The 19933-nt window shown below is 66.8% G+C and carries 20 protein-coding genes; 2 read left to right on the top strand and 18 right to left on the bottom strand.

Annotated features, from left to right (window positions below; genetic code table 11):
* Position 1: 1 nt before the first annotated feature.
* The 8 genes from AC1DB8_RS01970 to hisD form a co-directional block, all read right to left on the bottom strand.
* On the bottom strand, positions 2-1216 hold the full coding sequence (locus tag AC1DB8_RS01970) for an MFS transporter (RefSeq protein ID WP_441416895.1): 1215 nt from the start codon (positions 1214-1216) through the stop codon (positions 2-4).
* Between the two features lie 58 nt (positions 1217-1274).
* On the bottom strand, positions 1275-2009 hold the full coding sequence (locus AC1DB8_RS01965) for a GAF and ANTAR domain-containing protein (protein WP_441416894.1): 735 nt from the start codon (positions 2007-2009) through the stop codon (positions 1275-1277).
* A gap of 16 nt (positions 2010-2025) precedes the next feature.
* A complete protein-coding gene (locus AC1DB8_RS01960; protein WP_476892037.1) occupies positions 2026-3288 on the bottom strand; it encodes a MinD/ParA family ATP-binding protein in 1263 nt (420 codons plus the stop codon).
* A gap of 259 nt (positions 3289-3547) precedes the next feature.
* Positions 3548-4363: an MBL fold metallo-hydrolase gene (locus AC1DB8_RS01955; protein ID WP_441416892.1), complete on the bottom strand. Its 816-nt coding sequence runs from the start codon at positions 4361-4363 to the stop codon at positions 3548-3550.
* A 136-nt stretch (positions 4364-4499) separates the two neighbouring features.
* Positions 4500-5336, bottom strand: coding sequence for an amino acid ABC transporter ATP-binding protein (locus tag AC1DB8_RS01950; RefSeq protein ID WP_441416891.1), 837 nt, complete (start codon positions 5334-5336; stop codon positions 4500-4502).
* Positions 5329-5982: an amino acid ABC transporter permease gene (locus AC1DB8_RS01945; protein ID WP_476892036.1), complete on the bottom strand. Its 654-nt coding sequence runs from the start codon at positions 5980-5982 to the stop codon at positions 5329-5331. The genes AC1DB8_RS01950 and AC1DB8_RS01945 overlap by 8 nt, the downstream gene beginning before the upstream one ends.
* A gap of 87 nt (positions 5983-6069) precedes the next feature.
* A complete protein-coding gene (locus AC1DB8_RS01940) occupies positions 6070-6885 on the bottom strand; it encodes an ABC transporter substrate-binding protein (RefSeq protein ID WP_476892035.1) in 816 nt (271 codons plus the stop codon).
* A gap of 27 nt (positions 6886-6912) precedes the next feature.
* Positions 6913-8232: a histidinol dehydrogenase gene (gene hisD / locus AC1DB8_RS01935; protein WP_441416888.1), complete on the bottom strand. Its 1320-nt coding sequence runs from the start codon at positions 8230-8232 to the stop codon at positions 6913-6915.
* Between the two features lie 171 nt (positions 8233-8403).
* Between hisD and AC1DB8_RS01930 the strand changes: the two genes are divergently transcribed.
* Entirely contained in the window at positions 8404-9336 is a 933-nt protein-coding gene (locus AC1DB8_RS01930; RefSeq protein WP_441416887.1) for a LysR family transcriptional regulator, read from the top strand.
* Between the two features lie 9 nt (positions 9337-9345).
* Here AC1DB8_RS01930 and AC1DB8_RS01925 read toward each other — a convergent pair whose 3' ends face one another.
* The 3 genes from AC1DB8_RS01925 to pdhA are packed head-to-tail and all read right to left on the bottom strand — an operon-like array spanning position 9346 to position 13333.
* Positions 9346-10962 carry a dihydrolipoamide acetyltransferase family protein gene (locus AC1DB8_RS01925; RefSeq protein ID WP_441416886.1) on the bottom strand — a complete coding sequence of 539 codons (1617 nt, stop codon included), beginning with the start codon at positions 10960-10962 and terminating at the stop codon, positions 9346-9348.
* A 2-nt stretch (positions 10963-10964) separates the two neighbouring features.
* Entirely contained in the window at positions 10965-12077 is a 1113-nt protein-coding gene (locus AC1DB8_RS01920) for an alpha-ketoacid dehydrogenase subunit beta (protein WP_476892034.1), read from the bottom strand.
* Complete coding sequence (gene pdhA, locus AC1DB8_RS01915) at positions 12074-13333, bottom strand: pyruvate dehydrogenase (acetyl-transferring) E1 component subunit alpha (protein ID WP_441416884.1); 1260 nt, start codon at positions 13331-13333, stop codon at positions 12074-12076. Before pdhA ends, AC1DB8_RS01920 begins: the two co-directional genes overlap by 4 nt.
* Before the next feature lie 159 nt (positions 13334-13492).
* Between pdhA and AC1DB8_RS01910 the strand changes: the two genes are divergently transcribed.
* The gene (locus AC1DB8_RS01910; protein WP_441416883.1) at positions 13493-13954 is read left to right on the top strand and encodes an Lrp/AsnC family transcriptional regulator; all 462 of its coding nucleotides are present in this window, start codon (positions 13493-13495) and stop codon (positions 13952-13954) included.
* Positions 13955-13978: 24 nt separating this feature from the next.
* On the opposite strand, the gene galU is transcribed toward AC1DB8_RS01910, so the two are convergent.
* The 7 genes from galU to paaA form a co-directional block, all read right to left on the bottom strand.
* Positions 13979-14869, bottom strand: a complete 891-nt coding sequence (gene galU, locus AC1DB8_RS01905) for a UTP--glucose-1-phosphate uridylyltransferase GalU (RefSeq protein ID WP_441416882.1) — start codon at positions 14867-14869, stop codon at positions 13979-13981.
* A 93-nt stretch (positions 14870-14962) separates the two neighbouring features.
* The gene (locus AC1DB8_RS01900) at positions 14963-15745 is read right to left on the bottom strand and encodes an enoyl-CoA hydratase/isomerase family protein (protein WP_476892033.1); all 783 of its coding nucleotides are present in this window, start codon (positions 15743-15745) and stop codon (positions 14963-14965) included.
* Positions 15746-15769: 24 nt separating this feature from the next.
* Positions 15770-16996: a 1,2-phenylacetyl-CoA epoxidase subunit PaaE gene (gene paaE, locus AC1DB8_RS01895; protein ID WP_476892032.1), complete on the bottom strand. Its 1227-nt coding sequence runs from the start codon at positions 16994-16996 to the stop codon at positions 15770-15772.
* A 15-nt stretch (positions 16997-17011) separates the two neighbouring features.
* The gene (gene paaD, locus AC1DB8_RS01890) at positions 17012-17566 is read right to left on the bottom strand and encodes a 1,2-phenylacetyl-CoA epoxidase subunit PaaD (RefSeq protein ID WP_476892289.1); all 555 of its coding nucleotides are present in this window, start codon (positions 17564-17566) and stop codon (positions 17012-17014) included.
* A 41-nt stretch (positions 17567-17607) separates the two neighbouring features.
* Positions 17608-18537 (bottom strand): 1,2-phenylacetyl-CoA epoxidase subunit PaaC, encoded by a 930-nt coding sequence (gene paaC / locus AC1DB8_RS01885; protein ID WP_441416879.1) that lies wholly within the window; start codon positions 18535-18537, stop codon positions 17608-17610.
* On the bottom strand, positions 18534-18839 hold the full coding sequence (gene paaB / locus AC1DB8_RS01880) for a 1,2-phenylacetyl-CoA epoxidase subunit PaaB (RefSeq protein ID WP_028265291.1): 306 nt from the start codon (positions 18837-18839) through the stop codon (positions 18534-18536). The genes paaC and paaB overlap by 4 nt, the downstream gene beginning before the upstream one ends.
* The gene (gene paaA, locus AC1DB8_RS01875; protein WP_476892031.1) at positions 18836-19879 is read right to left on the bottom strand and encodes a 1,2-phenylacetyl-CoA epoxidase subunit PaaA; all 1044 of its coding nucleotides are present in this window, start codon (positions 19877-19879) and stop codon (positions 18836-18838) included. The genes paaB and paaA overlap by 4 nt, the downstream gene beginning before the upstream one ends.
* Positions 19880-19933: the final 54 nt, after the last annotated feature.

Here is a 19933-nt window from a genome sequence, read left to right as displayed (position 1 = left end):
CTCAGTAGTTGCGGCGGTGTTTGAGCCGCGGAATGGTGATGGCGAAGACGGCGGCCGCGGCGAAGCCGAGCACGCCGGTGGCGCCCACGCCGGCGCCCAGCGACGCCGCGGCCGTGACGCCGGAGAGCAGCACCGGCCCGCCGGTGGCGCCGGCGTCGGCCATGAACCGCCAGATACCCAAGAACTGCCCGCGGCCGTTGTCCGGCGAAAAGTCGGCTCCGAGCGTCATGTTCAGCCCGGAGCTGATGCCGTTGCCGAAACCGATCAGGAGTGCGGCGAGCAGCAGGCCCACGAATCCGGTGCTGAGTGGGATCAGCAGCATGGCCGTGCCCATGATGAGCGTGGAGGGCACCGCCACCCATTGGCGGCCCTTGCGGTCCATCAGCTTTCCGGCAGGGTAGAAGACCAGCATGTCGATGGCCCCGGAGATGCCATAAATCAGCGAGGCCTGGGTGGCGTCCATGCCCAGGTGTTCGGCCCACAGCGGGATGACCACTTGGCGGGACGCGCGCAACGCGCTGAGCAGCAGGACCCCGACGCCGACGCTCAGGAACACACCGGCGTGGGAGGCCGCGACGCTGCGCAGCGTGGGTTGCGGGGCCGGGGTGCCGGCCGTCGGCCCGGCCGCCACAACGAGGTCCGGGATGGTGACGGACAGGCATGCCGCGGCGGCCATTGCCACGACGCCGGCCCAGTAGGCGGCGGTGATGCCGCCGAACTGCATCACCGCGGCGCCGATGAAGGGGCCAATGAAGATGCCGATCCGGTTGACCCCGCCGAGGGTCGAAAGGGCCCGGGCGCGGAGGATGACCGGAACGGCTTCGGTCAGGTATTTCTGCCGGGCCAGGCTGAAGACGCTGGCGGCCATGCCGACCACCACCATCGCCGCGGCCAGCAGCCAGATCCCGGCCGGCACCAGCGGGGAAACAGCGGCGGCGGCGAGGGCGACGGCGCTCGCGGCTGCCGCCCCGACGATCGCCCAGCGCTCGCCGAACTTCAGGGTGATCAGTGACGCCGGCAGGTTAAAGAACCACGAACCGAGTCCAATGAGCGTGACGACCAGGGCCGCGACCGCGACCGAGGCGCCCAGGTCCCGGGCAGACAAGGCCACCACGGGCAGGATCGCGCCTTCGCCGATGCTGAACAGCAGTGCCGGGCCGAAGGCGGGGACGGCGATGCTGCGGAGGCTGAAGTCGGCGGGGCGTGTCGTGGTCATCCCTTCCATCCTAGGTCCGGCTGTGCCCAGCCGGCCGGAGGTTCAGCCGGACGGAGGTTCAGCTGTCGAAGTGGGTGTGGATTTCGCCGCCCGTGACGTTCTTCAGCACATCCGCCGCGACGTCGCGCAGCTTCTGGTTCCGGTTGCTGGAAACCCGGGTAAGGATGGCCATCGCCTCGTCCTGCGAGCAGCGGTTCTGCGCCATCACGACGCCGCAGGCCAGGTCGATGGAGGTGCGGTGTTCCATGGCTGCCTGCAGGTCCTCGGCTCGGGCCTGGGCGGTGCCGATCCGGACGGCCAGGCGCAGCGCCCGGCCGGCGAGGTCCGCGAACCCCGAGGCCTCGGCCACGATTGCCGCGGTGAAGACTCCGGTCGAGGACGCGAAGAAGTTCAGCGCGGCCGCCGAGTCCTCGCCGATTTCCAGGGGTACGCCGAGGGTGCTGCGGCAGCCGTGGGCGGCGAGCTGCTGCTGGTATTCGGGCCAGCGCGGGTCCGTGTCCACATTGGCCAGGAGCACGATGCCCCGGGTCCGCAGCGCCTCGATGCAGGGGCCGTCGCCCAGGCTTTGCTCGATCCGGTCGAGCATGACGGCGTTGCTGCTGCTGCCGGCCACGGTCATGGTTTTCTTCCGCCGCTGCAGCGTCACGCCGCATTCGATGTCCGCCCCGACCGAGTGGCTCAGGGTGGACGCGGAAAATTCCGCGAGGCGGTCGAGGAAGTCCTCGACGTTCTCGGTGCCCACAATGAGGTCCTGCAGCTGGATGGCGGCGTCGTTCCCGGCGTACTTGCTCATGGCCTAAATGTAGCGGCTAAACGTAGCCGTCGACGATCGCGGCGGCAATCTCCCGGTATGCCCGGCGGGTCTCGGGCCGGAGGGAATCGAGCGTGACGAGGTCGCCGTCGGCCACGCCGCGGTCGTGCGGGACGGCGATCAGCTGGCGGCAGATGCCGGAGAGGTGGTCCTCGATGGCGTCCTTGTCCACGCGCGAGGAGACTTCGTCCTTGTCCGTGATGACCACGACGGCGTTCCGTGCAAGGTCCTCGTAGCCGTGGCTGGCGAGCCAGTGCAGGGTGCTACGTGCGCGCTTGGCGCCGCTGACGGCGTAGCCAGCGGCGATGATCAGGTTGTCCGCGGACTGCAGGATCCCGCTCATCGCGTTGTGCGTGACGCCGGTGCCGCAGTCGGTCAGGGCCACGGAGTAGTAGCCGGAGATGAGCTTGCGGATCCGCAGGTACTCCTCCGCGGTGAGCGAATCGGACACCTCCGGATCCTGTTCCCCGGCGATCAGGTGCAGGCGGCCGGCATGGTGCATGTAGCGGGCCAGGGCCGTCAGCGAGTCGATGGATTCGACGTTGCGGAGCAGGTCGCTGATGGTCCGCGGGGCCTGCTGCTGGTAGATCCCCTCGCCGAGGGCGCGCTCCACGAGGTCGCCCGAGTCCGGGTTGGCGTCGATCGCGCAGGGCGGATCGCCGCGGTATTCGGCCAGGGTCAGTCCGACGCCCACCGTGGTGGAGGTCTTGCCGATACCGCCCTTGAGGCTCAGCACGGCGGTGTTGTAGCTGCCCTGGAGCTGGCGGGAAATCCGGCGCGCGAGCTCGTCCTCCTCGCGTTGCCGGGCACTCGGTCCGAGGTTCAGGCTGCCGCCCGTGAGGTTGTAGAGGGCGCCGCGGAAGCCGCCGACCGGACGGGGCTTCTGTTCGCGGACAAAGAGGCCTGGCGAGCTGATGAAGTCCGGCATCGGCGCGTCGGCCAGGGCGGCGGCACGGCTGGCCGAGCGGGTGGCGCGGGTGGGCTGCGGCGGCACGGAGGCGGCTGCGGCGTCGGGGACGGGGACGGCCAACTCTTCCGGCTCCTGCGGCACTGCCGGCGCCGCCGACGTCGGCGGGGCGACGGGCGGCCGCGGCGCCGCCGGGACCTGGCTGATCACCGGAGTGGCTCCGGTAGCAGGGTTTCCAAAGCGTTCATCGGCGGCCTCGGCGGCCTGGGCCCAGGAGCTGCTGCGCGGCGGGGCCGGACGGGCAGGGGCTTCCGAGGGCTCCGCGGGGATGCTGCGGGGGTTGACGACCGGCATGGTTCCTGTCCGGACAGCTGGATTCTCACCATCGGCACGACGCAGGTCGCGGCGACGGCGAAGTTCAGGCTGTCCTGAGTTTTCAGCAGTGGCAGCTGAGTTGTCTTCCACCGATTCGGGCATCTTTTGGTTTCTCCCCCAGGACTCACAGCGGAGCACGCTGCGGCGCTTGTTGTGACTTCTTTCAAAGAGCCAGTCTAGGCGCAGTCGCCAGCACGCTTAGCTTCGGCCGGATCCGTGGCCCGTCTTGGGGCCCGCCTCAGTGGTGGGCGCGGGTCTCCTGCAGACGCCGGATGAACCACCGGGACTGCTCCGGTCCGTACGGAAGGATCGGTACGGCTTTGGTGGCGTCGTTCGGCGTCTCGCGGGTGGCCTGGGTGGCCTGCCGCACGGCGGTGCTCATGGTGTTGGCCATGGTTTTGACGAACTGGTCGCTGCACGGTTCGCCGTGGCCCGGGATCAGGAATTCGTAGCGGTGCCGCAACGCGGACAGGTGCCGCAGGGCATCGGCCCACTCCTCCGGGAAGGAATCCTCGAAGGACGGGTGTGCGCCCTGTTCCACCAGGTCACCGGCGAACAGCGTGGTGCCCGTCCCCACGAGCAGGTCGCCGTCGGTGTGCCCGCGTCCCAGGTAGAACAGTGTTGCCGTCTGGCCGCCCAAGTCCACCAGGACGGGCTGGTCCTTGACGATCGCGTTCGGCACCACCAGCTCCACCGAGCTGCCCTCGCCGGCAGCCATTTCCGGTTCCGCCGCCGCGACGAAGTGCCGCTGGGCGTCGCCGTTCTCTTCGATGTCCGCCGCGCAGTTTTCGTGCCCCCAGAACTCGGTCACGCCGTCGTCAGCGAAAATGGCGTTGCCGAAGAAGTGGTCGTAGTGGGCATGCGTGTTGACGACCACCAGCGGCAGCTGCGTCTTTTCGCGCACGGCATCGAGGATCTCCCGGCCCTGCCGGGGCCCGCCGCCGGTGTCGATCACCATGGCTCGTTCGGTGCCCACAACCAGGCCGGTGTTGAGCAGGGATCCTTGGGTGGTCAGTACGTAGTTGTCCTGACCGACCTCGAGCCATCGTGACATGAAATCTCCGTATTCCGGCGGTGCGCCGGCATGGTTGGTGCGATGTTCTGGCCTCGATTCTACCCGCGGGGCAAACGGAAAGCCCGGAAGCGGCACCCGTCCGCGTCCGGCAACTTGCCCCCTGGGATCCAGCTGTCTAGGCCGGCAGGATGCCCGAGCGGCTGAGGAGCGCCCGTGTTTTCGGATGCTGCGGCGCGGTAAAAATCCGGCTGGGCGGCCCCTCTTCCACGATGACTCCCTGATCCATGACAACGATCCGGTCTGCTATGTCCCGGGCGAACTGCATCTCGTGGGTGACGATCACCATGGTTGTGCCCTGCTGGGCGATTTTCTTGATCACGGACAGAACCTCGCCCACCAGCTCCGGATCCAGGGCGGAGGTCGGCTCGTCGAACAGCATGACGCTCGGCTCCATGGCCAGGGCCCGGGCAATGGCCACCCGCTGCTTCTGGCCTCCGGAGAGCTTGCTGGGGTAGTTGTCCATCTTGTCGCCCAGGCCCACCATTTCGAGGTTGGGGACAGCCACTTTCCTCGCTTCCGCCGCTGAAAGCTTCTTGACGTCGCGTAACGGCGCCATGACATTCCCCAGCGCCGTCTTGTTCAGGAACAGGTTGAAGTGCTGGAATACGAAGCCGATGTCCGTTCGCTTCTGCGCGGTGATGGACGCCTTCTCGGCGATGAGTTCGCCACCGCGCTCCTCGTAGCCGATCAGGTGGCCGTTGACGTAGATGCGTCCCGCGTCGATGGTTTCAAGCTTGTTGATGCAGCGCAGCAGGGTGCTTTTGCCGGATCCGCTGGAGCCCAATATGGCGATGGTTTCGCCGCGGTGCACCACGAGGTCCACGCCTTTGAGGACTTCCACCCGTTTCTGCACGTGCGGTTTGCCGGAAAGCCTTCTCCACAAGGTCGGTTTCGTCTCGGAAACGAACGTCTTGTGGACGTCGCGGACGTCGATGATGGTCTCGTCAGCCATTGGCCCGTGCCTTTCGTTCAAGCACCACCACGACGCGTGAGAGTGGGAGGCTGATGATCAGATAAAGAAGGGCCGCGGCGGTATAGATGGCCGTGGTCTGGAATGTCTGGCTGTTGAGGATGTTGGCGGTCTTCAGGATCTCCGTCACGGCGATCACCGACGTCAGTGCGGTGTCCTTGATCATCGCTATGAAGTAGTTGCCAATCGGCCCCATGGAGACCACGAAGGACTGCGGAATAACCACCTTCCACAGCGTCTTGGAGGGCGTGTAGCCCAGGGACAGCGCGGCTTCGGTCTGGCCATGCTCCACGGAGAGGATCGCGGAGCGGAAGACCTCGGACAGGTAGGCCGCGTAGTTGAGGCCCAGGCCCAGGATGCCGGCCGGGACAGGTTCGATGCTCACGCCGATGCTGGGAAGGACGAAGAAGATGTAGACAAGCTGCACCAGCAGCGGAGTCCCCCGGATCACTTCCAGGTACACCGTGGCGATGCCGCGGAGGATTTTGATCGAGGAGATCCGGGCCAGGGCAATCAGGAGGCCCAGCACGAGGGCCAGCGCCATGGCGCCAAGCGCCAGTTGCACGACGACGGGAACGGCCTGCAGGAGTGCCGGGAACACGGCCATGGTGTTGGTAATAAAGTCCACTGAAAATCCCTAGGTTAGGGTCGGGCGGGGCCGGCGTGCTCCGCGGTTGCGGATCGCACGCCCGCCGGCCCCGCATGAAGCTGGAACTTATTTGACGGCGTTGGCTTCGGTCAGCCCGTATTTCTTGAGGATCTCCAGGTACTTGGGGGTCTTCTTGAGGTCAGCCAGCCCGGAGTTCAGGTCCTGCAGCAGCTGCGAATCCTCTTTGCGGACGCCGGCCCCGATGATGCCCGGGTAGAACGGCTTATAGGGTGAGACGAGCTTCAGCTTGGGGTTCGGCTTCTGGACCAGGCTGTAGCCGATCACGGCGCTGTCGGTGAAGACCGCATCAACCTGCTTATTTTCCACGGCCGCAAGCAGTGAAGCCTGCGAGTCGAACAGCTTGACCTGGCTGCCGCCAAGGCTGTCAACGAGGTCCTTGAACACGGTGCCCGTCTGGGCGCCAAGAACCTTGCCCTTCACGTCGTCGCGTGAGGCCAGCGTTGAGTCTGCCGGGACCACCATCGCTTCACCTTCTGTGTACCAGGGGTCGGTGAAGTTGATCTGCTTCTTGCGGTCGTCGGTGATATACATGGCGTCCACGATCACGTCGGCTTTTTTGGCGTTGAGTGCGGCGATCAGGGTCGCGTATTCGGAGGTGAAGACTTTGATCTTCCAGCCCTTGGCCTGGGCGATGGCGTTGATCATTTCCCCGTCAATGCCCTTGAGCTCGCCGGAGGCTTGGTCTGTGAAGGAGAAGGGGGCGTCGTTGGACGTGGCGATGGTGATGGTCTTCTGCTCACCGCCGCCGCTGGCCCCGCCCCCGCCGCCTCCGGAGCCACAGGCGGTCATGGCGAGGGCCACAGCAACGCCCATGGGCACCAATGCAGCGAAACGCTTGCGGAGGATTTTTGTATTCATCATGAGGCGCCTTTTGCTAGTGATGGATTTCTACCGGTTGAAGCGGTCGAGCCGCAGAGTGGCAGTGGCCTTATGGGCTGCCATTCCCTCGGTGTCGGAGATCGTGGTGACGTAGTTGGCCAGCCGCGGGGTTGCACTTTTTTCGACCCGCTGGAAGGTAAGGGGTTTGAGGAACCGGGACACGGAGAGCCCGGCGGAGGACCGGGCGCCGCCTCCGGTCGGAAGCACATGGTTCGTGCCGGAGGAGCCCTTGTCCGAGTAGGCCACCGTGGACCACGGGCCCAGGAAGATGGAGCCGTAGTTCTGCAGGTTCTGGTGGTAGTAGACGTCGTCCGAGGTCTGGATTTCCAGATGTTCCGGTGCCAGCAGGTCCATGATCCGCACTGCCGTTTCCCGGTCCTCGGCCACATACACGGTGCCGTAGTCCCGCCAGGCCGGCCCTGCAATGTCCCGTGTGGCCAGCGTCCGCAGCTGCTTGCTGATGTGCCTGATGACCTCTTCTCCCAGCTCGTGGGAGGTGGTTACGAGGGAAGCCGGCGACTGCGGGCCGTGTTCGGCCTGGCCGAGGAGATCAGCGGCCACGAGCTCCGCATCGGCAGATTCGTCGGCGATCACGGCGACCTCGGACGGACCCGCCAGCAGGTCGATGCCGACACGTCCGAACAGCTGCCGCTTGGCCTCGGTCACGTACGCGTTGCCGGCGCCGACCAGAATGTCGACCGGTTGCTCCCCCAGGAGCCCAAAGGCCATGGCGGCCAGGGCCTGCACCCCGCCGAGGGCAAACGCCCTGTCCACGCCGGCCAGGTACGCGGCGTACAGCACTGCGGGGTTGCCCCCGCCCTGGGCGGTTGGCGGCGTGCAGGCCAGGACGTTGGGAACGCCGGCGGCCTTGGCGACCCCCACCGTCATGAAGGCGCTGGCAAGGATCGGAAACCGTCCTGCCGGGAGGTAGGCGCCGACGCGCGCCACCGGCACGTACTTTTGTCCGGTAAAGACTCCCGGGATGAGCTCGACTTCAAAATCGGTGAGGTGTTCGCGTTGCTCTACCGCGAACAGCCTGGTCCGTTCGGCGCTGGCCAGCAGGGCCTCCCGAAGCTCCGGGGAGAGCGACTCACCGGTCTTTGCCAGCTCGTTTTGGCTGATCTCCAGGTTCGTGCCCTGCCACCCGTCCAGGTCCCGGGCGTACTCGGTGACCGCGTCCATTCCGCGGGCCTCGATCTCGCCGAGCATCGCGGATACCGTTGCCACCACTTCGGGAAGCCTTTGCGCTGGCACGTCCTCGATGGCGGGCGCCTTGAGGGTGGTGAAGTTTCCCGGAATGTGAGCCTTGTCACGCTGGGTGATGTGCATGGCCTAAAGCTACTGACGCGTGTGCCATCGCACAACGGGACCCAAACATGTGCCTCATACAGGGTGGCCCTATGCTTAAGCCAGCTGATTTTGCCCGCGCCACCCGAGCGGTCCACCCCGCACCATTGTCCGCAAACCTGCCGAATGTCTTACTGAGAGCCAGGGTTAGCCATGACACTCGCGCAACTCCGGGCCTTCTTAGCGGCCTACGAACTCGGTTCCTTCACCGCTGCGGCACGAAAGCTGGAAACAAGCCAGGCCTCCGTCTCCGAACTCATCAGCCGGCTCGAACATGAGCTGCAGCACAGCCTGTTCACCCGCGGCGGCCGGCGGCTCATTCCTACCACAGCGGCTGTGGAACTGCGGGTCCACGCACTGCAATCGGTCACCTCGTTCGACAACGGAGTCGAGGCGCTGAGGTCCATGTCGGCGCTGGAGGGAGGCGTCTGCACTTTTGGAGTGCTGCGGTACGGAGCCCACTACGACCTCGCCGACCTGGTGCAGCGCTTCCACCGCCGGTACCCCAAGGTCAGGGTGCGCCTCGTCGGGTTGAACTCGGTGACCGTGGCCGAGTCCGTGGCGTCGGGAGAAATAGAGGCCGGGCTGATCGTGCTGCCGGTGGCGGAAACGGGCCTTCAGGTTCGGCCGCTCTTCCGGGACGAAGTCTTCTTCGTGTCGGCCACCCGGCATCCTTCACGCGGCCCGGTCACCATTGAGGAGCTCGCTGAGTCGAAACTGGTCCTCTATGACGCCTTCGCCGGCTGGCGTGACCCCACCCGCCGGCAGATTCTGGAACGCGCCCATCTCAAGGGGCTGAAAATCGATCCGGCCATCGAGGTGGAACATGTCGACACCGCCCTGGGCCTGGTCGCCGCAGGGGCGGCTGACTCTTTTGTCCCCCAGGCGATTGTCAGAGGACCCGGTTTTCCGAAAAACGTCCATGCCGTCCCTTTCGCCGAGCCCTTGTTCGACACGATCGCCCTCATCCAGCGGGAGGGCGCCTACTTGTCGCCGGCGACCCGGAAGATGGCCCAGATGGCAGCGCGGACGTTGCTGTCCAAAGTGCCGCCGGGCCAGGTCCCGGGCCGCGGCACCGTGCACTAGCCGGCAGTCTCAGAGATCGGCCAGCACGGCCCCCGGGTTCTCGATCGCATCGGCGACGTAGCGCAGGAAACCGCCGGCGGTTCCGCCGTCGCACACGCGGTGGTCGAAGGTGAGCGTCAGCTCGGTGACCTTGCGGACGGCAAGCTCCCCGTTGACCACCCACGGCTTGTCGATGATGCGTCCGACGCCGAGGATGCCCACCTCGGGGTGGTTGATGATTGCCGCGGAACCGTCCACGCCGAAGACGCCGTAGTTGTTCAGCGTGAAAGTGCCGCTGCCCAGCTCCGCCGGCGTGGCTTTACCGTCGCGGACGACGGCGGTGAGCCGCCGGATCTCCGCATCCAGTTCCCGGGCGCTGAGTTTGTCCGCGTTCCGCACGGAGGGGACCATCAGACCCCGGTCCGTCTGCGCCGCAAACCCCAGGTTGACGCCGTCGAAGGCCACGATTTCCTGGCTGGCCCCGCCCGTGGTGTCCTCGGTGGTGACGATCCGGGTGTTCAGCTCCGGGAACTTCTTGAGCCCGGCGGTGACGAACCGGGCAATGAACGCCAGCAGCCCCGGGGCGTGGTGCGGATCCGTCTTCTTCAACGCGGCACGAAGCTCCACGAGCGCCGTGGCGTCCACGTCCACCCACACGGTGGCTTCGGGAATCTCGGAACGGCTGCGGCTCATGTTCGCGGCCACGGCCTTGCGCACGCCCCGGACCGGGGTGCGCCCGGAAATGCCCAGCCCGGTCCGCGCATCGGTGCCACCGGCGGCGGGCAGCGCCGTTTCCGCCGGCTGCGCCGCGGGTCGCCCAGCTGCCGGAGCCGGCTTGATCAGGGCCTCGACGTCGCGGCGCATGATCAGCCCGCTCGTCCCGGAACCCTGCAGCTCCCCTAAATCAACCCCATGGTCCCGCGCCATCCGCCGGACCAGCGGAGAAATGACGGCCCCCAGCTTCCCCGGAACCCGCGTCCGCATCAGCAAGAGATCGTCCGCAGCCTTCTCCGCCGCAGACACCTGAGCCACAGGCTCGGCCAATACGGCCCGCTTAGGTGCCCGCGTCCGCCGAGCAACCCCGTGCCCGCCCGGAGTCCCATACCCAATCAGCACATTCCCGGACCCGGCTTTCTCCTCCTCGCGGTACACCTCGGCAGCTACTGCGGCCGGCGAGTCGGCAACAACGGCCGGTGAGTCGACAGCGCTACCGGCCGACGCAGGCAATGCCGCCCCGGGAGTGGCATCGGGCCTGTCGGAGCCGGACGGCATGCTGCTTGCAGCAATGCCGTCCGGCGAAGGGGCGGGGGCGGCATTGCCTGTGGCGGCGCCACTGGCGGCATCATCCGCGCCGGCCTCCCGGGCACCCGTACCGGGGGCCCCACCGCCGGACACGGAGACACCAACAGGAGTCACAGAAATCAGCGGCTTGCCGACGTCGAGCGTCTGGCCGGGCTCGCCGTGCAGCACGGCGACGGTGCCGGCGTACGGCGAGGGGACCTCGACCATGGACTTGGCCGTCTCCACCTCGGCGATCGGCTGGTCGACGCGGATCTCGTCACCCACGGCTACGAGCCAGCTGACGAGCTCGGCTTCGGTGAGGCCTTCGCCGAGGTCCGGCAGGAGGAATACTTTCGGTTCGGTCATGGTCAGTCTTCCCACTGGAGGTCGTCAACGGCGTCGAGGATGCGGTCCACGCCGGGCAGGTAGTAGTGCTCGAGTTTCGGCGCCGGGTACGGCACGTCGAAGCCGGTGACGCGGCGGATCGGCGCGGCCAGGTGGTGGAAGCAGCGTTCCTGGACCCGGGCCACGATCTCGGAAGCCACGGAGGCGAAGCCGTGGGCTTCGGCGATGACAACGGCGCGGCCGGTTTTGCGGACCGAGGCGCAGACGGTCTCGTCGTCGAACGGCACGATCGAGCGGACGTCGATCACCTCAAGTGAGCGGCCCTCCTCGGCGGCGGCGGCCGCGGCGGCGAGCGCCGTCGGGACGGACGGGCCGTAGGCGATCAGCGTGGCGTCGGTGCCGGGACGGGCGACGGCGGCGCGGCCCTCGGAGGAGGTCCCGCGTTCGGCGTTCGCGGCGTGCTCGGCCCGCAGCGCGTCCAGGTCCACCTGGTCCTTGGACCAATACAGCTTCTTGGGCTCCATGAACATCACCGGGTCGTCCGAGTCGATGGCTTCGCGGAGCATCCGGTAGCCGTCGGCCACGGTGGCCGGGGTGAAGACCTTGAGGCCAGCGGTGTGGGCGTAGTAGGCCTCGGAGGAGTCGCAGTGGTGCTCCACTCCCCCGATGCCGCCGGCGTACGGGACGCGGATGACGATCGGCAGCTTCACGGTGCCTTTGGTGCGGTTGTGCATCTTGGCGACGTGGCTGACGATCTGTTCGAACGCCGGGTAGGCGAAGGCGTCGAACTGCATCTCGATGACCGGGCGCATGCCGTTCATGGCCATGCCCACGGCCATGCCGACAATGCCGGATTCGGCCAGCGGGGTGTCGAAGCAGCGGCTCTGCCCGAAGGTCTTGGTGAGCCCGTCGGTGATGCGGAAGACGCCGCCGAGCATGCCGACGTCCTCGCCGAAGACCAGGACCGAGGCATCGGCGTGCATGGCGTCGGCCATGGCGGTGTTCAGCGCCTTGGCCAGGGTGATGGTCTGCGGGCCGGTCTTTTCGGCTTCTACGGCGGCCTTGGCTGCGGCCCGGGCCGTGGCGGAACTGACGTTGTTGTTCGCCTCGGAGGAGGTGGTGACGGTGGGGCTCATTGTGCGGACTCCTCGGAAGTCGTGGCGGAGGCGGCGTCGCGTGCCAGTTCGTCGGCGAGCATGGCGGACTGTTCCTTCAGCTGCGGGGTCGGGGCGGAGAAGACGTACTTGAAGAGGTCCTGGGGATCTACGGGGACATCCTCGCCCAGGCCCTCGCGCAGCTGCGCGGCTACGGTTTCGGCCTTTTCCGCGATCCGGGCGGCGCCGTCGTCGTCGAGCAGTCCGCGCTCCGTCAGGTAGGTTTTCATCCGGCTCAGCGGATCCTTGGCGACCCATTCGGCCACTTCGCTGTCCTGACGGTAACGGGTGGCGTCGTCGGCGTTGGTGTGGGCCTGCATCCGGTAGGTGTGCGCTTCCACCAGGAGCGGGCCGGAACCGTCGCGGGCCAGTTTCACGGCCCGGCCGAGTACGGCCAGGAGCGCAACAATGTCGTTGCCGTCCACGCGTTCGCCGGCCATGCCATAGCCGACGGCCTTGTGCGCGAGCGACGGCGCGACCGACTGGTGCGCGAGCGGCACGGAGATGGCGTACTGGTTGTTCTGGACGAAGAAGACCACCGGGAGGTGGAACACGGCGGCAAAGTTCAGTGCCTCGTGGAAGTCGCCCTCGCTGGTGGCGCCGTCGCCGCACATGGCCAGGACAACGGTGTCCTCGCCGCGGAGTTTGGCCGCGTGGGCGACGCCGACGGCGTGGAGCAGTTGGGTGGTCAGCGGCGTGCACTGGATGCCGACCTTGTGCTTGGCGGGGTCGTAGCCGCCGTGCCAGTCGCCACGGAACAGCGTCATGGTCTGGACCGGGTCCACGCCGCGGGCCATCACGGCCACCGAGTCGCGGTAGGTGGGGAACATCCAGTCCCCGTCGGAGAGGCAGAGCGCCGCCGCGACCTGGCAGGCCTCCTGGCCGTGGCTGGAGGGGTAGACGGCCATCCGGCCCTGGCGGACCAGCGCGGAGTTTTGGTCGTTGACGCGGCGGCCGACGACTAGCTGCTCGTAGGCGGCCATCAGTTCCGCGTCCCCCGGGAGGCCGTATTCGTGGCCGGGCTGGGCGCCCTGCTCCGTGTGCGCGTTCGGCGCGCCGTCGGGTCCCACGATCTGGATCGGGTGCCGGGCGGGAAGCATGTAGTCCTCGACCGTGATGCCGAACTTGCGCACGGCCTCGCTGGCGGGATTTTCCGTCGCGGCGGAGGCCGCTTGCCCGGGGGCCGGCTGCTGCGCGGCCACAGGCTGCTGCGCAGGGTGGTCTGCGGAGATCGTCATTGGTCCGTCTTTCTGTAGCCACTATTCGCTCCCAGTATGGTCCCGGGGACCGTTTCGTATCCACCCCCGGGCGGAATCATGGAGAAGTCCCGGATTTTGCCCTAACCTGAAAGACAAAACGTAAATGTGAGCTGGATTACCGGCGGAGGTTGTGGACAAATGGCAGAGGCGGAAGCGGACCAGGCGGTACCGCTCGACGACGTGGACCGGAACATCATCGCCGAACTGACCCGTGACGGCCGGATGTCTGTGACCCAGGTGGCCGAGAATGTCCACATTTCCCGCGCCCACGCGTACACCCGGATTGCCCGGCTGACCGGCGAGGGGGTCCTTACCAAGTTCACGGCGCTCGTGGATCCGATCAAGGCCGGGCTGAAGTCATCCGCCTACGTGACGCTGAAGGTGCGCCAGCATTCCTGGCGGGAGCTTCGGGAACTGCTCCGCGCGATTCCCGAGGTGCACCACATCGCCCTGGTGGGCGGTGACTTCGACGTCATTCTGCTGGTCCGCGCCGTGGACAACGTGGACCTGCGCCGGGTGATCTTCGACCAGCTGCAGTCCATGCCCGGGGTCCTGGACACGCAGACGTTCCTGGTGTTCGAGGACCTGGATACCCGCTAGCCGCCCCGAGCCGCAGGGCTCCGGTCAGTTCACGAAACCCTTGAGCCAGATCTTGAGTTCTTCGCCGAACTCAACGCGCTCGCAGGCGATGGTGATGACGGCCTTCAGGTAGCTGAGCTTGTCTCCGGTGTCATAGCGCCGGCCCTTGAAGACCACGCCGTAGACGCCGGAACCTTCGCCCTCACCGACGGCCAGGGACTGCAGCGCATCCGTCAGCTGGATCTCGCCGCCGCGCCCCGGCGGGGTATCCTCCAGGACGCCGAAAACAGACGGGTGCAGCACGTAGCGGCCGATCACGGCAAGGTTCGAGGGCGCCTCGCCGGCGGCCGGCTTCTCAACCAGGCTGTTCACCCGGACGAACTCCTCGCCCTCGATGGCCGTAATGTCCGCGCATCCGTAAGCGCTGATCTGCGAAGGATCCACCTCGATCAGGGCAATCACCGATCCACCCGTCTTCTGCTGCACCTCCATCATGGTGGTGAGCAGGTCCTCGGCTTCATCTATCAGGTCATCGCCCAAGAGGACGGCAAACGGCTCGTCGCCCACATGCTGGCTGGCGCACAGCACAGCGTGCCCCAGGCCCTTGGCCTCTCCCTGCCGGACGTAGTGGATGGGTCCGAGGGCGGAGGCCTCGTGAACCGCGGCCAGGCGCTCCGTGTCGCCCTTGAGCTCCAGCGTCCGCTCGAGCCCGGGCGCCCGGTCAAAGTGGTCCTCCAACGCGCGCTTCTGCCGCCCCGTAATCATCAGCAGGTCCGTGAGCCCGGCCCTGACAGCCTCTTCGACCACGTACTGGATGGCCGGCTGGTCCACCACAGGCAGCATTTCCTTAGGCATCGCCTTCGTTGCCGGCAGGAAGCGGGTGCCCAGTCCAGCGGCAGGAATGACAGCCTTAGTTACAGATTTCCCCAAAGTCATAACCGAACATTACAAGCGCGTTCCGGAAATGAGAATGCTTCGTAGCAAAGACGAGTACTAGCGCAGCCAGGGCTTGGTAAGGCGCAGGAGCGGCTATCTGCCCTTGAAAACCGGGGCGCGCTTCTCCTGGAAGGCCAGGAAACCCTCGGCGTAGTCCTCGCTCTTGCAGAGGCGGGCCTGCTCGGCGTTCTCCTCCTCCATAGCCTCCCAGAGGCCAAGGCGCTGGTCGCGGATATGTGCCACCAGTTCCTTGCTGGCGTTGAACGCTCCGGTGGCGCCGGCGGCCACCCTGGCGACGATGGCCCGGGTGTTCTCCAGCAGCTCCTCCGCTGGCATGGCGCGGCTGAACAGTCCCTGCGCCACCGCCTCGGCGCCGCTCATGAGCTCCGCGGTGTAGATCAAATCGAGGGTGCGGTGCATCCCAAGCCGTTCGGTGAAGTACCAGTGCCCGCCGGAGTCCAGCGTGGCGCCGAGCTTGGCGAAAGGGGAACCGAACTTGGCCGTGTCCGCGACGTAGACCACGTCCGTGGCCAGCAGCAGCCCGAGCCCCACCCCCAGGCAGGCGCCCTGCGCTGCGGCGAAGGTGGGTGCCGGGAAGGAGCTCATCTTCTTTAGCAGCGGCTGGACGAGTCCGCCCAGGTAGGCCTGGGCGTCGTCGCTCTCCGGAGTCACGCCGGCGATGTCCCTGCCCGCGCAGAAGGCACGGCCCTCGCCGCGCAGCAGCAGTGCCCGCACCTCCCCGCGCGCGGCGGCGTCGGCGGCGTCGTCGTACGCCTGTGCCAAATCCTGCAGCGCCTGCTCGTCCAGCGAGTTCAGCTTCTGCGGCGCGTCCAGGACAACCTCGGCGATGCCGTCGGCGATGGTCAGGGAAATCATGCGGCTCCTTGGATGGGTGAAGGCTTAGACGTCGAAGTCGACGGTGACTTCGGCGGTGGTGGGATGGGACTGGCAGGTCAGCACGTAGCCCTTGTCCAGTTCGTCCTGCTCCAGCGCGTAGTTCTCGTCCATCGTGACCGAGCCGCTGACCACCTTGGCGCGGCAGGTGCCGCAGACGCCGCCGGCGCACGCGAAGGGGACGTCCGGCCGGACCCGCAGGGCCGCGTTGAGGATCGATTCGCGGGCGTGTGTGGGGCTGGCGACCTCGCCCTGCAGTCCGTCGAGCTTGAAGGTGATCTTGTACGTCTCTTTGGACTCGTCCGCGATCACCGGCCGGCCGATGTTGCCCTCGGGGCGGTCCGGTTTGCCGGAGCTGAACAGCTCGAAGCGGACGTGTTCCGGCTCCACGCCCCGGGCCGCAAGGGTGTCGCGGCACAGCTGGACGAGCTCGAACGGTCCGCAGAGGAACCATTCGTCGACGTCGTCGGCGTGGATCGCGGTGCCCAGCAGCGCCTGGAGCTTTTCGGCGTCGATCCGGCCGCTGAGCAGCGGCGCGATCCGCTGTTCGCGCGAGAGCACATGGTGCAGCGCCAGGCGCGACGGGTACTTGTCCTTGAGGTCCGCGAGTTCCTCAAGGAACATCACGTCCATGGCGGCCTTGTTGGCGTAGATCAAGTCGAAGCGGGTATCCGGGTGGGCAGCGAGCAGCGTCCGGGCGATCGCGATCACGGGAGTGATGCCGGATCCGGCGGCGATCGCGACAAACGATCCGGGCTCCCCCGCCAGCTCTTCCGGATGGTTCATGGAGTTCATGACGTTCTGTTCCACGGGCTTGCCGTCGCGGCCGTGCTTGGACACAAAGGCGCCCATCGGGCTCATCACGTCCAGGACGTCGCCGGCCTTGAGCTCGGAGTTGGCCCAGGTGGAGAAAAGGCCGCCGAGGTCCTTCTTGATGGCCACACGGATTTCGCTGCCGCCGTCCGCGAAGCTGCGCGGCTCCGCGCAGATCGAGTAGCTGCGGCGGATTTCCTTCGGCTCGCCGGACTCGTCCGGAAGGGTGGTTCGCAGGGCGACGTACTGGCCCGGGAGGTAATCGAACTGGCCGGCGAGTTCAGCCGGAACGCCGAAGGTCACCTCGATGGCGTCATCGGTGAGCCGGCGGACTTCGTCCACCGTCAGGGCGTGGAAGGACGCACGACGGCGGCCGGTGGCTGCGGCCGACTCGGCGGCGGTCTGGCGGACAACAGTCATGGAGGCACCTGTTCCTTACAAAACTTTGAAGTAGTCGAACGGTTCCTTGCAGTCCTGGCAGACGTACAGCGCCTTGCAGGACGTGGAACCGAAGCGGGTGAGTTCCTTGGTGTTCAGCGATGAACACTGCGGGCATTTGACGGCGAGGGACAGGCGGATCGGCCCGGCGTGCCGGACGGCGTTGGAGTGGCCGGAAGGCGGGGCGATCCCGTACTGCTCCAGCTTGGCCTTGCCGGACTCGCTCATCCAGTCCGTGGTCCATGCCGGGGAGAGAACCAGCTCAACGTTGACGCTGGGATAGCCCTCCCGGTTGAAGGCGGTCACGAGGTCGTCGCGAATGGCGTCCATGGCAGGGCAGCCCGAGTAGGTGGGCGTGATGGTGACTTGCACGGCCGGGACCATGCCGCCGTCGTCTGCGTTTGGTTCCTTCGTCACCCGGACGTTGCGAAGGATCCCGAGGTCCTCGATGGTGAGGACGGGGATTTCCGGGTCGCAGACCGTGGCGGCGACGTCCCAGGCTTTCTGATCCGCAGTCTTCTGGTCTGCGGTCTTCTGCTGCCCGGGTGCCATGGAATCGGCCGTGGGGTGGCTGACGTACATGTCCGGCATGGTTACCAGCTCGCTCCGGGGAATTCGCGTGCCAGGACCTGCATTTCGGAGAGGAGGTAGCCCAGGTGTTCCGAGTGGAGTCCGCGGCGGCCGCCGCCCGGTGCGGGCTGGACCTGCGGGACTTCCAGTTCCGCTTCCGCGAGCACCGCGCCGGTGAGGCGGTCGAAGTCGGCGCGCAGGCTGGAGGGCTCGACGGCGGCACCGGACTCGCTGAGGCGGTGGGTAAGCTCATCGTCGCGGAACAGCTCGTCGACGTAGGGCCAGATGACCTTGAAGCCGTGGATCATCCGCTGGCGGGACTCGTCCGTGCCGAGGGCCAGGCGCAGCACCCACTGGGCGCTGTGGTCGCGGTGGTAGTCCACTTCCTTGACGGCCTTCGCCGCAATGCCGGCCAGGGTGGCGTCGGTGGAGTCCACCAGCCGGCGGTACAGCTCGAACTGGTAATAGCTCACGACGAACTGCCGGGCGATCGTGACCGCGAAGTCGCCGTTCGGGATTTCGAAAATCTCGACAGACCGGAACTCAGGCTCGCGGCGGAAGTACGCAAGATCGTCCTCGCTGCGGCCGTCAAATCCGCCGGCGTAGCTGAGGAAGGAGCGGGCATGGCCCAGCTGGTCCAGGGCGATGTTGCCCAGGGCGATGTCCTCTTCGAGCTCCGGCGCACGGGAGATCCAGTGGCCCAGGCGCTGGGCCAGGACCAGGGCGTCGTCGCCCAGGCGGAGGGCGAATTCGGCGGCGTCTTCGCTGGGCTTGGCGGTGCCGCGGCTGACGGCCAGGGCAATGTCCTCCGGGCGGAGGGCATTTCCGGGGGTGATCCGGGTGGCGCTGGCCATGCCGTCGCCGCCGGCTCCTGCCCCGGTGACGCCGACGGAGATGTCCCCGTGGCCCGCGTCGTGGGCGTTTGCTTCAGTCGTTGCTTCGGGGGTGCTCACAGGTGCTTCACGCCTTCGCTCTTGGTGTAGTACGTCGCGTGCCGGTAATCCTTGCCCTGCGGCGACTCGAAGAAGGAGCCCTTTGAATCCGGGTCGCTTGAGGCGATGGCGTCGGCGGGGACCACCCAGATGGACACGCCCTCATTGCGGCGGGTGTAAAGGTCCCGCGCGTTGCGCAGGGCCATCGCGGCGTCCGGGGCATGCAGGGATCCGGCGTGGACGTGGGAGAGGCCGCGGCTGGAGCGGACGAAGACTTCCCAGATGGGCCAGACGTTGCCTGCGTGGGGTTCGGGGGTTGTCATGCTGCGGATTCCTTCTCTGCGTGCTTTTTGGCCTGCTTTTCCGCGTAGGCGGCGGCGGCTTCGCGTACCCAGGCACCGTTCTCGTGGGCTTCGCGGCGTCGTTCCAGGCGCTGGGCGTTGCACGGTCCGCGGCCGGCCAGGACTTCGTGGAACTCATCCCAGTCAAGCGGGCCATGCTCCCATTTCTTGGTTTCTTCGTTGAAACGGATGTCCTTGTCCGGGAGGGTGAGTCCCAGGACCTTGACCTGCTCCATCATCATGCCGACGAAACGGTTGCGGAGCTCGTCGTTGCTGAAGCGCTTGATGTTCCAGGCCATGGACTGCTTGGAGTTGGGGGAATCGTCATCCGGCGGGCCGAACATCATCAGGGCCGGGGCGTACCAGCGGTTCACGGCGTCCTGGGCCATCTGCTTCTGCTCGGGGGTGCCGTTCGAGAGTTCGAGCAGGATCTCGAAGCCCTGCCGCTGGTGGAAGGACTCCTCCTTGCAGACGCGGACCATCGCGCGGCCATAGGGGCCGAAGGAGGCCCGGCAGAGCGGCACCTGGTTGGCAATCGCAGCGCCGTCAACCATCCATCCGATGGCACCCATATCCGCCCAGGTCCGGGCCGGGTAGTTGAAGATGGAGGAGTACTTGGCCTTGCCGTCCATCAGGTCCTGCATCATCTGGTCGCGCGGCTGGCCAAGGGTCTCGGCGGCGGAATAGAGATAGAGGCCGTGACCGGCCTCGTCCTGGACCTTGGCCATCAGGATGGCCTTGCGCTTGAGGCTCGGGGCACGGGAGATCCAGTTGGCCTCGGGCTGCATGCCGATGATCTCCGAGTGCGCATGCTGCGAGATCTGGCGCAGCAGGGTCTTGCGATAGGCCGGCGGCATCCAGTCACGGGGTTCGATCCGGGAGTCCTCCGCCATGACCTTGTCGAAGTAGGCCTGCCCCTCGGCATCACGGCGGGCCGCGTCCTCCGGGCTCATTTCATGCCGCGTTTCGTGCCGTGCCGGGGATGGCTCGGCGGGCACTGACTGCAGGGTCTGCGATGCCATGGTTGCTCCTATGCATTTCCGATAAATAATTACCGACCGTTCGTTCAGGATATG

The sequence above is a fragment of the Arthrobacter sp. 10N410 genome (assembly GCF_056394945.1).
This window is presented reverse-complemented; position numbering and strand designations above follow the sequence as displayed.

What these genes read in the sequence shown, in the direction of transcription:
- AC1DB8_RS01970 (WP_441416895.1), bottom strand. Translation starts at nt 1,216, where the DNA reads ATGACCACGACACGCCCCGCCGACTTCAGCCTCCGCAGCATCGCCGTC.
- AC1DB8_RS01965 (WP_441416894.1), bottom strand. Translation starts at nt 2,009, where the DNA reads ATGAGCAAGTACGCCGGGAACGACGCCGCCATCCAGCTGCAGGACCTC.
- AC1DB8_RS01960 (WP_476892037.1), bottom strand. Translation starts at nt 3,288, where the DNA reads ATGCCGGTCGTCAACCCCCGCAGCATCCCCGCGGAGCCCTCGGAAGCC.
- AC1DB8_RS01955 (WP_441416892.1), bottom strand. Translation starts at nt 4,363, where the DNA reads ATGTCACGATGGCTCGAGGTCGGTCAGGACAACTACGTACTGACCACC.
- AC1DB8_RS01950 (WP_441416891.1), bottom strand. Translation starts at nt 5,336, where the DNA reads ATGGCTGACGAGACCATCATCGACGTCCGCGACGTCCACAAGACGTTC.
- AC1DB8_RS01940 (WP_476892035.1), bottom strand. Translation starts at nt 6,885, where the DNA reads ATGATGAATACAAAAATCCTCCGCAAGCGTTTCGCTGCATTGGTGCCC.
- hisD (WP_441416888.1), bottom strand. Translation starts at nt 8,232, where the DNA reads ATGCACATCACCCAGCGTGACAAGGCTCACATTCCGGGAAACTTCACC.
- AC1DB8_RS01930 (WP_441416887.1), top strand. Translation starts at nt 8,404, where the DNA reads ATGACACTCGCGCAACTCCGGGCCTTCTTAGCGGCCTACGAACTCGGT.
- AC1DB8_RS01925 (WP_441416886.1), bottom strand. Translation starts at nt 10,962, where the DNA reads ATGACCGAACCGAAAGTATTCCTCCTGCCGGACCTCGGCGAAGGCCTC.
- AC1DB8_RS01920 (WP_476892034.1), bottom strand. Translation starts at nt 12,077, where the DNA reads ATGAGCCCCACCGTCACCACCTCCTCCGAGGCGAACAACAACGTCAGT.
- pdhA (WP_441416884.1), bottom strand. Translation starts at nt 13,333, where the DNA reads ATGACGATCTCCGCAGACCACCCTGCGCAGCAGCCTGTGGCCGCGCAG.
- AC1DB8_RS01910 (WP_441416883.1), top strand. Translation starts at nt 13,493, where the DNA reads ATGGCAGAGGCGGAAGCGGACCAGGCGGTACCGCTCGACGACGTGGAC.
- galU (WP_441416882.1), bottom strand. Translation starts at nt 14,869, where the DNA reads ATGACTTTGGGGAAATCTGTAACTAAGGCTGTCATTCCTGCCGCTGGA.
- AC1DB8_RS01900 (WP_476892033.1), bottom strand. Translation starts at nt 15,745, where the DNA reads ATGATTTCCCTGACCATCGCCGACGGCATCGCCGAGGTTGTCCTGGAC.
- paaE (WP_476892032.1), bottom strand. Translation starts at nt 16,996, where the DNA reads ATGACTGTTGTCCGCCAGACCGCCGCCGAGTCGGCCGCAGCCACCGGC.
- paaD (WP_476892289.1), bottom strand. Translation starts at nt 17,566, where the DNA reads ATGGCACCCGGGCAGCAGAAGACCGCAGACCAGAAGACTGCGGATCAG.
- paaB (WP_028265291.1), bottom strand. Translation starts at nt 18,839, where the DNA reads ATGACAACCCCCGAACCCCACGCAGGCAACGTCTGGCCCATCTGGGAA.
- paaA (WP_476892031.1), bottom strand. Translation starts at nt 19,879, where the DNA reads ATGGCATCGCAGACCCTGCAGTCAGTGCCCGCCGAGCCATCCCCGGCA.